An 11,774-nucleotide genomic window follows, 5' to 3' on the forward strand; every position below is an offset into this window, starting at 1 on the left:
GGGCGATCTAAAACAGCTAAACGGGTGTTTAGTTGTTCGTAAGAAGCGTCAAAATCTTCGAGGATGGGTTTAAACTCAAGTTGAATTTTCTCAGGAGTGAGATTTTCTTGAGGAACAGTAGTTAAATACTTCTCTACCTCAACCATCAACTCAATGCTGTTTTCTCTGGCTTGTGCTGCTTCAGCAGTAGCTATAACTTCTAGGCGTATTGCATCCAGAATATTAGCAGTGCTGCGAATCTGGGATTGAGATAGTATTCCTTTCTGTTTGAGAATACCGACAAAATCGGCACGATTGATTTGGCGCAAGTCTGACGCTACAGCTTGAGGATCGGCAGCAGGATCGTAAATTAAATTGCGAAACTGGCGATCGAGATTCTGTTGTTTGAGTTGCCAGGGATAAGCATTAAGCAGATAATTTTTAATATCTTTTTGAACAGTAGTTTCAGAAGTTTCGGTTAATCCTACCTGAGATGCTACCTTATCAGTCTGTTCCCCAAGATGCCCCTGTAACTTTTGCAATTGGTTAACAACTTTATCCACATCAAGATCGCTAAGATCGGTTCTACCCATCACCATACCAATCAAGCTATTCATGCCGACAGTAGCAACTTGAGTTAAGGGATTAGTCTTTTGAGAACGACGATTTTCTGTCATCTCATCAATTAAAGAATCTAACTTACTACCCAAATCTGTACCTGTAAGCTGTTCTTTGGTAGCTGTTTTGAGATAGTTAGCAAATTCACTAACAGGATTACCAGATGGAGTTATCTTGTTTGTAGTTTTTTGCCAAACTGACTCTAGTTTAGTAGCAATGCGCTCTACATCTTTTTTAGACAAGTCAGAGCGATCGCTAATTAACTGGACAAAAGTATGGCGATCGATATTCCGCATACTGTCACTATCAACAATTTCCTGTAAATTCTCGTCATCTAATAACTGCTCGAAGTCTGTCGCAATCTTATCTAGATCTATCCCTGCGGGTTTAACCGACTCTAAGAACTCTTCGACATTTTCTCGCATCGATACAGGATCGATCGCTGTACCCAATTCTTTACGTACCGCAGCAGCAGTAGCCTCGGCAGTATTTACTACTTGTTTGCTAACAGCACCAGCACCTAAAGCAGCCGTAGCAGTACCCAAAATTGCCTGCATTCCAGAGGTAGCAGTATTTGCCACCGAACCTAAAAGCGAACCAATTGCCCTGGAACTAAATAACATCATCAAAGCAAAGAAAGTCGCCCAGATAACTAAACCCACAATTGCACCCGAAAGTGGTGCGACAAACAAGCCCAGTTTGACAGCTAATAGACTGGCAATAAATAAAGCTAAGGTAACGCTAACTAATGTACCCAAACCTACTGCTGCACCTACCTTTTTGATAGTGCTTCCCAATCCTCCCGAATTGCTACTGTCAGACGAAGAACTGGAACTATTTCCAACTAAAGAGATGCCAGCCGCAACAGCTAAATTGGTAAAAAGTAGTTGAAAAGCAAAAGCTAACACTACTCCTGCGATTAAAGCAGCAAAGAATTGTGGCCCGTTAAACATAAATGAAGCATCTTGCACCGCTTCTAAATCTGGTTCTGTTTCTACTATTACTTGTGCCAATGGCAACATCAAATTATAAAACACGATTTTTTCCTTTTAATAATTAATTTTTTCTAAATAGAAGCCCACTCTATAGTTTTTCTTAGAGAGCTACTTCAGCGAATTAAACACAGTTCATGATTTTTTGAATATTCCCGTCAAAATATTTTGGTGACGCTCTAATAGAGTAAAGAATATCTATCTTTAGATCGTCTTTCTTAAGATAGGTAATTAAATAGGTAATAAGTAATAGGTGATAAATTTAGTAGTTTATCTCTTTAGATAGATTAATGATTTATGGGTTTTTTATTAAAGTTATTAGTAACAAAAAATACAGAAAAATTTTGGAGAAAAATTATATGAGTACCAAAGACAGAGCCGAAGCTACAGCTAAGAATATTGAAGGTAAAGCTCAAGAAGCTATGGGTAATGTTACTGGAGATAAGCAAGACCAAGCAGAAGGTAAAGCCAAGCAAACAGAAGCGTCTGCACAACACGCTGTTGAAGATACTAAAGATGCAGTAAAAGACGCTATTGACTAATAGATAGTCACATTTATTTATTTCTTTTGAGAAGGAAAATCAATAGTTCCTTCTCAATTTTTTCAAAAAACATTGTCTTATAAAAAATATTTGGAGTTATAGTTTATGAATATAAGCTTAAGTAAAATTCGTAATTTATTAGCAAGTAGCCTATTGGTTTTACTGTTGTTCACTACCACTGCTTGTTCTTCCAGCACAAATGCAACTCTCCCTAATCCTACTTTAGATAGAACTGAAGCATATACTCAACTAGAAAGGGGAAATAGTCTTGCAGGTAAGAAATTTGGCGACTGGGTAGTTAGCACTAGCCAGGGAATGATTGTTGATTCCTACGTGCGCGATAACAACAAACTAGGCGTAGTTATTTCCGAGCAAGTCAAACCTACAGAAGTCAAAACTTTAGCTAAGGCTTTAACAATGGGTTTTCACAAAAATTTTCCCAGTCAGGACTTGACTATTTTAATGTATGCACCAGACAAGGAAAGAATTTTGACGGCTAAATATGACGTGCAGTCTAACAACATTGAATATCAGGCTTAATCGTTAATCGTCGATCGTTAGGTATCAACCCAAAAGACAAAAGATAAAAAATAAACGACACATACCTAATTTATTGAGGCAAAAAAACTAATTTAGGAGAAAAAATAATGTCTAGTAGTGATAAATATAAAAGGCAAATAATGAGTGACCTTGCAGGTGGCAACGTTGAATCTTTAGATGGTTCTTCTATAGAACAAAATTACGATAACTTTGACGATTTTGCCAATCGTTCTAGCAGAGAAGAAAGACATGGTTTATTTCGTCGAGCATTCCATCATGATAATGTTCCTCCGCAACAAATGGAACCCGAATTGCAACAGGCGATCGCCCAAATTAAGCCTAATGAACGGGATGATGTTGCCAGAGAATTTTTTAAACATCTCAAAAAAAGAGATTTAAACGAAAGAGATTTAGAAAAGCAGTTAGGCTTATCTACTCACCATGCTAGTCGCATGAGTGCTGATGATGTTAGCAAACTAGCTAGCTTTGCCTATCATTCTCACCCTGATATTTTTCAAGAGGTAATGGCAGATCGACCTGCACTACTGAAATTTCTGAGTAATCCTTTAGTTGGTGCAGCATTAGGTGCGGTGGCATCAAAATGGTTGCGTCGATAATCTATTTTTGTAAATAGCTTGTCATTTGTTTAGGGGCGTTGCCTACAGCGTCCTTAGTTTTTTGGCTACAAAGTACGATCTAATGATCATGATGTTAGAGGATTTTGCTAAGTGGGCTTTAGGGTTATACCAATTCTCTAAATTATCGCTACAAATAGATAGCTTATTTCTTCTAGTCCCCCAGTCTCCCAGTCCCGTCAAGCGGGATAATATCTCCTAGTCTCCCAGCCCTAAAGTTATCTGTAGTCCCATTAAAGAGAAATGGTATTAGATGCCCAAAAATTAAATATCTGGCAGATGATAATCTTTAGTAGGCATTGTCTTAACCTCTTTTTTGTTCTTCTTGATAATCTTTCCAATAGCGACGAGCAGTTTATTGAAGTGATATATAGCTGCCAGAAATATGAAAATCAGTGTGAGATGCTTTGCGGATAGTCTCTCTGTCAATTCACAAAGATATCGATAGGTAGTCAGATCTATGAGTCAGTTCTCAAAAAACAAAATCCAGTATAATCCTGAAGATATTCAAGAGATGGTTGGTACACTAGCTAAGATGACTTCGCGATCGCCAGAGGAAGTTAAGCCTTACTTAGATGAGCCACAGTTAATTATTGAATGTACAGTACATCTGAAGGCGACACCCAGATTCGAACTGGGGGATAATGGATTTGCAATCCACGGCCTTACCACTTGGCTATGTCGCCAGCCTTACTTAGGTAAGTCATGATTTTTAACTCACAACTTCCCTCAGTGCGCTTTTCAGTATAGCAAACTTTGTTCGCTGTAGATCGCAAAAATCGAATCTGGCTAAATAAATGTTTTTAACGATCTATGATGATTTTAAGCCTTCAACCAATGGCAGGTTGTTCTACTTTAGACTCTGTTATTGCTTTAGACAAAGTTAGCTGAGTCCCATCTCGATTCCAATGTACGCAGTCGAAGACGTGATGCAAAATAGAGAAACCACGACCGTTTTCCGATTCATTTCTGGGGAGTAGATCGTCACTACAACAACTGCATTCTGGCGAACAGTCTGGCTTTTCCGAAAAACCGCTACCCTGATCGACAATTACCCAAGAATATTCTCTAGTAGTTACTGTAAACTTGACAATGATGGTTTTGCTGGGGTCTAGTTTGTTACCATGTTTGGCAGCATTAACCAGAGCTTCTTGTAATCCCAATCTTACTTCTGCTTGCCACTCTGGAGGTACATTAACTAACAACAAATCGAGAACGGGACAGAGATAAAGGGTTGAAGTAAAACTCATGGTACTCCACTTACTTCTACTCCAAGGAATAGGGATAGCAATCACTAATTTATACCTCTAGGTTAAATATTTAGAATGTTTGACTGTTATTGTGGTTAGCCAACCAAAACGCCCAAACTCTGTTGATAAATTTAAAAATGTTATTTGTGATTTAGGCTACTTGGCAGATTGACAACAACTAAGATTTTTTGCGCTTACAACCTCTTTTTTAAGACGACTCGAAAAGCCCATCAATCAATCCAAAAGATATAACCATAGTGCTTCAATAAGATTTTTTCCAACATTTTTGTACTGAATCATAGTCTTAATTATACTAAAGTTTACGAATAATTATATAAATTGGCAAAGTCTAGAGTTAATTTTGACCTAAGATTGCGTAAGATTCTACATGAGTTGTTTGGGGAAAGAAATCAGTAGGTTGAATATATTCCAGTTGATATTGATGAGACTGGCAAATAAGTTGGAGATCTCTAGCTAAAGTGGCGGGTTTACAACTAATATAAACTATGCGTTTTGGTTGAATATTGAGAATACTTTCTATTACTCTAGCATCGCATCCTTTGCGGGGAGGATCGAGTAATAAAATGTCGGGTTGAAAATCTAGACGATCTAAATAGTCTTTAACTTTTCCCGTATAAAAACAGGCATTATTAATCTGATTTAAAGCAGCATTATTTTGGGCTTGTTCGATGGAAGTAGGATTGATTTCTATACCGACAACTTGCTTGGCATCTTTAGCTAAAGGCAAACTAAAAGTACCGATGCCACAATAAGCATCGAGAATGTTTTCTCGACCAGTCAAATTTAACTTACTAACGATCGCTTTTAATAATAATTCGGCAGCTTGAGTATTGACCTGAAAGAAAGTATCCGCAGCAATATGTAATTCGATCCCCGAGAAAATTTCTCTTAAATAGGGTTTGCCAGCTATGGTCAGAGTTTTATCGCCCAATATAGCATTAGTGCGGTTGGGGTTGAGATTGAGACATACTCCCACTAGCTGAGGATATTTTTTGAGCCACTGTTGAGCTTGTGCTTCGATATTTTCTAGTTGCTGACTAGTGGCAATCAGAGTTAGCAGCATTTCTCCTGTATTGCTACCAATTCTTAAGGAAAGATGGCGTAATTTGCCACGATGTTTGGTTTCATCATAAATCGACCATCCTCTTTGTTGAATGTCTTGTTTTACTTCTTTGAGCAAAGGATGCAAACGTTCGTCTTGAACGGGACATTGATTGAGATTGACTAGTTTGTGACTTCCTTGTTGATAGTAACCAGCTTGGACTTGTCCTGTCGCAGATCTACCAAGAGGATAGGTAGACTTGTTGCGATAATTGAGAACTTTTTCTGAATATAAGATTGGCTCAACAGAAATATTCTCAAATCCTCCAATGCGATCTAAAGCTTCTACAACTTGTTGTCGTTTAGCTTCTCGTTGATAGTGAGGGTCGATATGTTGCCACTGACAACCACCGCATTTATCTGCCACAATACATTGAGGGCGAATGCGATGAATAGATGGATTGAGTAATTGCTTGATTCTTCCCCGCGCCAATTTAGCTTTAGATTGAATTATCTGGGCTTTAAGGCGATCGCCCGTGACGGTATTGGGAACAAAAACAACTCTCCCTTCATGTCTTCCGACACCTTCTCCGTTACTATTGAGGTCGGTTATTTCTAGTTCGACTATTTGACCTTGTGGTATTTTTTGCTTCATAAATGAACTTCAATTGGGGATCTTAAAAGCCAAGAAAAATCGACATAAATTAGCTATAAATTAACGTTAAAATGGGCGATACAATAGCTAATGTTTTACTTTAATTTAGGCGATCGCTTATGAATCCTGTTTTATCTCAATTTGGTTTACAAATGTCCGAACTAACTGGGGTTAGAGCGATTATGAAAGACATTATTGAAACTTTGAGAAATAATGCAGGACAAGAATTTATCAATCTCAGTGCTGGTAACCCTGTAATTTTACCTGAAGTAGAACAATTATGGCGGGATTGCACCCAAGACTTACTCAACAGCGATGAATATGGAGAAGTGGTTTGTCGTTACGGATCTTCTCAGGGCTATAGTCCTTTAATTGAAGCCATCGTTAAGGATTTTAATCGTCGTTATGATTTGGAGTTAAGCGATCGCCATATTTTAATTACAGGCGGTTCTCAAGCTTTATATCTTTATGCTGCTAATGCTTTCGGCGGTTACACTGCATCGGGAGAATTAAGACAAGTCGTTTTACCCCTCTGCCCCGACTATACTGGCTATGGTGGTGTAAGTCTGACTCCAGAAGCTTTAATTGCTTACCAACCGTTATTAGATGTAGACGAAACAAAACATCGTTTTAAATACCGTCCCGATTTTAGTCAACTAGAAATCAACGACCGCACTGGTTGTGTGATTTTTTCTCGTCCTTGCAATCCTACAGGAAATGTCATTAGCGACGATGAAGTTAAGAAAATAGCCGATTTAGCTGCTACCTATGATGTACCAGTATTGATAGATTCTGCATACGCGCCTCCTTTCCCTGCCTTAAACTTTACAGAGATGAAGCCTCAGTTTGGCGATAATATCATTCACTGCATGAGTCTGTCTAAAGCAGGTTTGCCAGGGGAAAGAATCGGTATTGCCATCGGCGATCCTAAATTAATCGGTATTTTAGAATCTTTCCAAACTAATGCTTGCATTCATTCTTCCCGCTACGGACAGGCGATCGCAGCCAGGGCGATTTCATCTGGTAAACTGGCGCATATTGCCCAAAGTGTAATTCGTCCTCATTATCAGCGCAAGATAAAGGTCTTGGAAGATACTTTAGATGCGGTAATGCCTAATGATATTCCTTGGTATCTCCATCAAGGGGAAGGAGCGATTTTTGCTTGGCTGTGGCTCAAAGATTTACCAATGACCGATTGGGAATTTTATCAACAATTAAAACAGGTGGGAGTAATTGCCGTTCCTGGAAGTACTTTCTTCCCAGGCTTACAACAAGAATGGGAACATAAAGAACAGTGTCTGAGAATCAGCCTCACTGCTACCGAAACAGAAATTGCCGAAGCCATGAAACGTTTGGCGAAAGTTGCCACACGAGTATACAAGTAAAATAATTGAGTTAGATTTGGAATAAAAATGTCGTTCCTTATTTTGAAACAATTGAATTTTTATTAGAAATTGCCGTTGATCCAGCAATTGTCAATTCAGAAGAACTCACACCAGTAGAAGCTATAACCAGTTGTTTGTCATCCAGAAATCAAGATTTAGTTGAATATGCCCGTCAAGCGATCGCAATTATCGAGCCAGATCGCAATCTTGCAGAGATAGATACTAAAAAAGGGCGTTGCCGAACAATATACTATTTTTAATTAACTGGCGATCGCATTTTACTAATACAACAGTTATTAGATTCTCAGCTAAGATTCATCTCTGTGTACTTAAATTACTAAAATCAACCAGAAAAATTAAACAATCGGGTAATATCCCCAGGCGATCGAGAATCGAATCTATAATCTGGTTGGTTAACCCTTACACAACCATCACTTAAGTAAAAGGATTAGTTATCTGTGACTGAGATTGCAACTAACCAACAGCCAAACCAATCGACTGCTGTAGATTATGATATTGAGTCGGCAGTATTATCAAGATATCAAGAAGGTGCGAGAGAGCAACAACCAGCCCTTTGTTGTCCGACAGAATATGCAGGAAATTATTTGGAAATTATTCCTGACGAAATTGTGGCAAAAGATTACGGATGTGGAGATCCCACCCGTTATGTCAATTCAGGAGAAACCGTAGTCGATTTGGGTTCGGGTGCGGGAAAAAATTGCTATATTCTGGCACAAAAAGTCGGCGAAACGGGAAAAATCATCGGCGTAGATTTTAACGACGAAATGCTATCTCTAGCTCGCAAGTATCAAGGAGAGATGGCAGATAAATTGGGCTATCATAACACTGAATTTGTGAAGGGAAAAATTCAAGATTTAAAATTACCCTTAGACAAATTACAAATTTGGTTGCAAAATAATCCCGTATCTTCTGTCGATGCGATCGCTAATTATGAAACAGAATGCGATCGCTTGCGCCAACAAGAACCCTTAATCGAAGATAATAGCGTTGATGTCGTAATTTCTAACTGCGTGCTGAATTTAGTCCGCCCTCAAGACAAACAACAACTATTTGCCGAAATTTTTCGCGTCCTCAAACGAGGTGGCAGGGCAGTAATTTCAGACATAGTTTGCGATGAAGATCCTACGCCCGAAATTCTCAACGATCCCGAACTTTGGAGTGGTTGTATTGCAGGGGCATTTAGAGAAGATAATTTTCTCAAGATGTTTGAAGAGGCTGGTTTTTATGGCGTAGAAATCCTCAAACGAGAATCAACCCCTTGGCAGGTTATTGATGGGGTAGAATTTCGCTCGATGACGGTGAGGGCTTATAAAGGCAAAGAAGGAGTTTGTTTGGAAAGAAAACAGTCCATAGTTTATAAAGGTCCCTGGAAACAAGTTATCGACGATGACGGTCATATCTTTTGTCGTGGGGAGCGAATGGCAGTTTGCGACAAGACCTATACAATTATGACTGGCTGTTGTAGTCCTTATTCAGCAGATATTATTGGTATCGAGCCTTATGAGAATATTCCTTTAGAAGAAGCAGCAGAATTTAATTGCAAAACCAAAGCTATTCGCCACGCCAGAGAAACTAAAGGCTCGGAATATAATCTAACCGCAACTGATGGGGATGATTGTTGTTCTCCTGGAGAATGTTGTTAATTTGGTATTAGTAGTTCGGGCGGTGTAAGCACTTGTCGGTCAACAGCTTTGGGAAACCCAAAGCTTACGCCCTCAAATTCTACTAATTAATTTAACTAAGTACTAACTACTAAATACTAAAAACTTTTTTAATGTTTGATGGCTTCAAAAATCGTTCCTATATTGGGTAGATTGTCTAATCGAACTCCTTGAGCTTCTAGCAAATTTTGCCAATCTTTCTCTAACGAAAGATTACCAGGCTGAATATGATATCGATTTAATAAATTGTCGATCGCATCATACCAAATCCCCTCGATTCCATAAGCTTGATGGGATTGCTGGGGGTTATCTTGCAGTTCGATATATAGTTGGGAAGATAGAGGTACTCGCTTAACCCATCCTTTGATATATTGTGCTGAAGCTGTCTGAGATGGGCAATAAACTTTGACATACCAACGATACCATTCCCCTACTTTGAGAGGTTCTGCCTTTTTTGGCAAAGAAAAGCTTTGATATCCAGTCACAGTATTTATCTGGGATTGCGATCGCCAAATATCTTCCCTAGCCTCATTTTGAACGATAAATTCAACCCGATCTATCTGTTGGCGATTGTAGGGGAAATGTACCCAAAAACTAGGATAAGCAGAAACGGTTTTGCCAGAATTAGAAGTAGGAAGTAAAGCCTTTAAAGGGCGATCGAGATTATCGCAACCACCACGACTTTCTCCTGCTGTTTGTTGTCCTGGACGACCAGTATCGGAGAAATCTAGAGGATTTTCACTGGTTTCAGTTTCTTTTGGTGTTTTTACTTCCTTTTGTTCTTGATTGGAAGCAGAAGAGTTTGAATGAGCCGAGATAAAGTTGATAGGAAACAGCAAGAAAAGGATTGTCAAAGTCAATGTACTTCTCATTTTCTTACTATCCACTAGCGTTAGAACTTATCAAAATTGTTAATCATAATACGAATAGTATAGTCTTTTTCCCTTAACTACCCAAAACAAATAAGCTAATCAAAGTTCCGCTGTTCCAAAGAGCGTGTAGTAGTATGGGAGCTAAAAGATTGCGAGATCGCGTGTAAACTATGCCTAATACTATACCTAAAGTCATTAAGGGCAATACTTCCGATAAGCTTAAGTGAGCTACAGCAAAGATAAAAGCACTGATAAGAATGGCACTAGTAACCGATAAATAGCGAGTTAGGGAAGGTAAGAGAAAACCTCGAAACATAATTTCTTCAAAGACTGGTGCGGCAATGGAAGAAGTTATAAAAAAGATGAGTAACGCTACAGTATCTTGAGATTGTAGGGCGAGAAATAGTAAAGGATTGCTTCCCCCTTGTCCGTGCCAGATTTGCTGATTGATTAGAGATACTAGTAGCACTGAAGGGAGGGCAACTAAATAGCCTCCAAAACCCCAAACAAACCAATTATCCTTCAGTTGGAATTTAAACCAGTCTTGAGGAAAAGGCAGAAAAGATTTAATCGAGAAGTATAAAACCGTAATGCCTCCTGCTGCCATGGCTAAATAAGTGCCTAAGACATACAAAGATTTTATTCTGAGGGAAGAATTGACAGGATTAATCTGAAAAATACCCAATAACAGGGGCAAAGCTATTTGGGCGACAAAGAAAAAACCGACAATTAAAACCTGCCAAGTTATTTCCCAATCCCAAGGAGTAGTCCAACTAACATTACCATTAGTAGCAATAATCGATGCTTCTTTGTTAGTGAGTCTTTGAATGGTCAAGAAAATTAATATAATCGAACCGAAGATAATCCCAAAAATCGGTAGAACGCTAATTAAAGCTAGTTTTAAAATTGACTTGTTAGCAATTTCAATTTCTTGGGCTTGTAAAGAAGCTAAATCTTCATTCAGGTTATTAACGCGATCGAATTGAGCTAAAGCTTGATAGCCAAACCAACCATCTAAGTTGCTTTCTAAAATGGATTTTGCTTGGGCAATTAATTGCTGGGACTTATTTTGCCACAACTGTTTGAGCAAAGTGGCGGTTTGCAGATATTTATTTTCAGGATCTTCGATACGACTAATTTCACTATCCCAAATAGAGGTTGCTTCTGCCGTTTGACCGCTTACCGCAGCTAAAATTCCCCTTTTTAAATCCAATTCGTCGATAAATTCTTCTAATTCGCTAATTTGCTGGACTATTTGTTGTCTTTGAGCTAAATTACTGACTGGCTTATCGGTGATGGCATTTTCAGCAGAACTATCCAAATCTTTTAATCGTGCTGCAAAATTATCCCGATTGGTTTGAATTTCGTGGCGAACCTGTTGGTATTTCTTACTAGCTGCCGAATAAGGATCTTCTCCTACTAAAGAACTCACCGCACTGTTGAGATCGAATTCATCGTTAGGATTAGATTTAAACTCTGCCAAGTGCAAAACTAGGTTAGTTTGGTATAGTTCCAAACGGCTTTGTATTTGGGGTTGAGAAAAACTATCATTCAAAGAAAAA

10 protein-coding genes, 1 tRNA gene and 1 pseudogene are annotated in these 11,774 nt (G+C 38.6%); 6 read left to right on the forward strand and 6 right to left on the reverse strand.

Features of this window, described 5'->3' with window-relative positions:
• Positions 1-1,634: pseudogene (locus AC33VI_RS07850) on the reverse strand (MFS transporter); the annotation flags it as partial.
• A 314-nt stretch (positions 1,635-1,948) separates the two neighbouring features.
• Here AC33VI_RS07850 and AC33VI_RS07855 point away from each other — a divergent pair.
• The 3 genes from AC33VI_RS07855 to AC33VI_RS07865 all read left to right on the forward strand — a co-directional run bounded on the left by AC33VI_RS07855 (position 1,949) and on the right by AC33VI_RS07865 (position 3,288).
• Positions 1,949-2,131, forward strand: a complete 183-nt coding sequence (locus AC33VI_RS07855; RefSeq protein WP_491781714.1) for a CsbD family protein — start codon at positions 1,949-1,951, stop codon at positions 2,129-2,131.
• Between the two features lie 105 nt (positions 2,132-2,236).
• Positions 2,237-2,671: a hypothetical protein gene (locus AC33VI_RS07860; protein WP_491781715.1), complete on the forward strand. Its 435-nt coding sequence runs from the start codon at positions 2,237-2,239 to the stop codon at positions 2,669-2,671.
• Positions 2,672-2,778: 107 nt separating this feature from the next.
• A complete protein-coding gene (locus AC33VI_RS07865) occupies positions 2,779-3,288 on the forward strand; it encodes a hypothetical protein (RefSeq protein WP_491781716.1) in 510 nt (169 codons plus the stop codon).
• Between the two features lie 632 nt (positions 3,289-3,920).
• Here AC33VI_RS07865 and AC33VI_RS07870 read toward each other — a convergent pair.
• The 3 genes from AC33VI_RS07870 to rlmD form a co-directional block, all read right to left on the reverse strand.
• Positions 3,921-3,992 (reverse strand) — tRNA-Cys (locus AC33VI_RS07870).
• 144 nt (positions 3,993-4,136) lie between these two features.
• A complete protein-coding gene (locus AC33VI_RS07875) occupies positions 4,137-4,601 on the reverse strand; it encodes an ATP-binding protein (RefSeq protein ID WP_491781717.1) in 465 nt (154 codons plus the stop codon).
• A 310-nt stretch (positions 4,602-4,911) separates the two neighbouring features.
• Positions 4,912-6,273 (reverse strand): 23S rRNA (uracil(1939)-C(5))-methyltransferase RlmD, encoded by a 1,362-nt coding sequence (gene rlmD / locus AC33VI_RS07880; protein WP_491781718.1) that lies wholly within the window; start codon positions 6,271-6,273, stop codon positions 4,912-4,914.
• A 119-nt stretch (positions 6,274-6,392) separates the two neighbouring features.
• On the opposite strand from rlmD, the gene AC33VI_RS07885 reads away from it, so the two are divergent.
• The 3 genes from AC33VI_RS07885 (at position 6,393) to AC33VI_RS07895 (ending at position 9,322) form a co-directional block, all read left to right on the forward strand.
• Positions 6,393-7,658, forward strand: coding sequence for a valine--pyruvate transaminase (locus AC33VI_RS07885; protein WP_491781719.1), 1,266 nt, complete (start codon positions 6,393-6,395; stop codon positions 7,656-7,658).
• A gap of 134 nt (positions 7,659-7,792) precedes the next feature.
• Positions 7,793-7,918: a hypothetical protein gene (locus AC33VI_RS07890; RefSeq protein ID WP_491781720.1), complete on the forward strand. Its 126-nt coding sequence runs from the start codon at positions 7,793-7,795 to the stop codon at positions 7,916-7,918.
• Positions 7,919-8,116: 198 nt separating this feature from the next.
• Positions 8,117-9,322 carry a DUF8838 domain-containing protein gene (locus tag AC33VI_RS07895; RefSeq protein ID WP_491781721.1) on the forward strand — a complete coding sequence of 402 codons (1,206 nt, stop codon included), beginning with the start codon at positions 8,117-8,119 and terminating at the stop codon, positions 9,320-9,322.
• Between the two features lie 128 nt (positions 9,323-9,450).
• Here AC33VI_RS07895 and AC33VI_RS07900 read toward each other — a convergent pair whose 3' ends face one another.
• Together AC33VI_RS07900 and AC33VI_RS07905 are read right to left on the reverse strand one after the other, a co-directional pair.
• A complete protein-coding gene (locus AC33VI_RS07900) occupies positions 9,451-10,212 on the reverse strand; it encodes a DUF928 domain-containing protein (protein WP_491781722.1) in 762 nt (253 codons plus the stop codon).
• 73 nt (positions 10,213-10,285) lie between these two features.
• The coding region (locus AC33VI_RS07905; RefSeq protein ID WP_491781723.1) for a CPBP family glutamic-type intramembrane protease at positions 10,286-11,774 on the reverse strand (1,489 nt) is incomplete at its 5' end.

It is taken from the genome of Waterburya sp., from assembly GCF_058530065.1.

What these genes read in the sequence shown, in the direction of transcription:
- AC33VI_RS07855 (WP_491781714.1), top strand. Translation starts at nt 1,949, where the DNA reads ATGAGTACCAAAGACAGAGCCGAAGCTACAGCTAAGAATATTGAAGGT.
- AC33VI_RS07860 (WP_491781715.1), top strand. Translation starts at nt 2,237, where the DNA reads ATGAATATAAGCTTAAGTAAAATTCGTAATTTATTAGCAAGTAGCCTA.
- AC33VI_RS07865 (WP_491781716.1), top strand. Translation starts at nt 2,779, where the DNA reads ATGTCTAGTAGTGATAAATATAAAAGGCAAATAATGAGTGACCTTGCA.
- rlmD (WP_491781718.1), bottom strand. Translation starts at nt 6,273, where the DNA reads ATGAAGCAAAAAATACCACAAGGTCAAATAGTCGAACTAGAAATAACC.
- AC33VI_RS07885 (WP_491781719.1), top strand. Translation starts at nt 6,393, where the DNA reads ATGAATCCTGTTTTATCTCAATTTGGTTTACAAATGTCCGAACTAACT.
- AC33VI_RS07900 (WP_491781722.1), bottom strand. Translation starts at nt 10,212, where the DNA reads ATGAGAAGTACATTGACTTTGACAATCCTTTTCTTGCTGTTTCCTATC.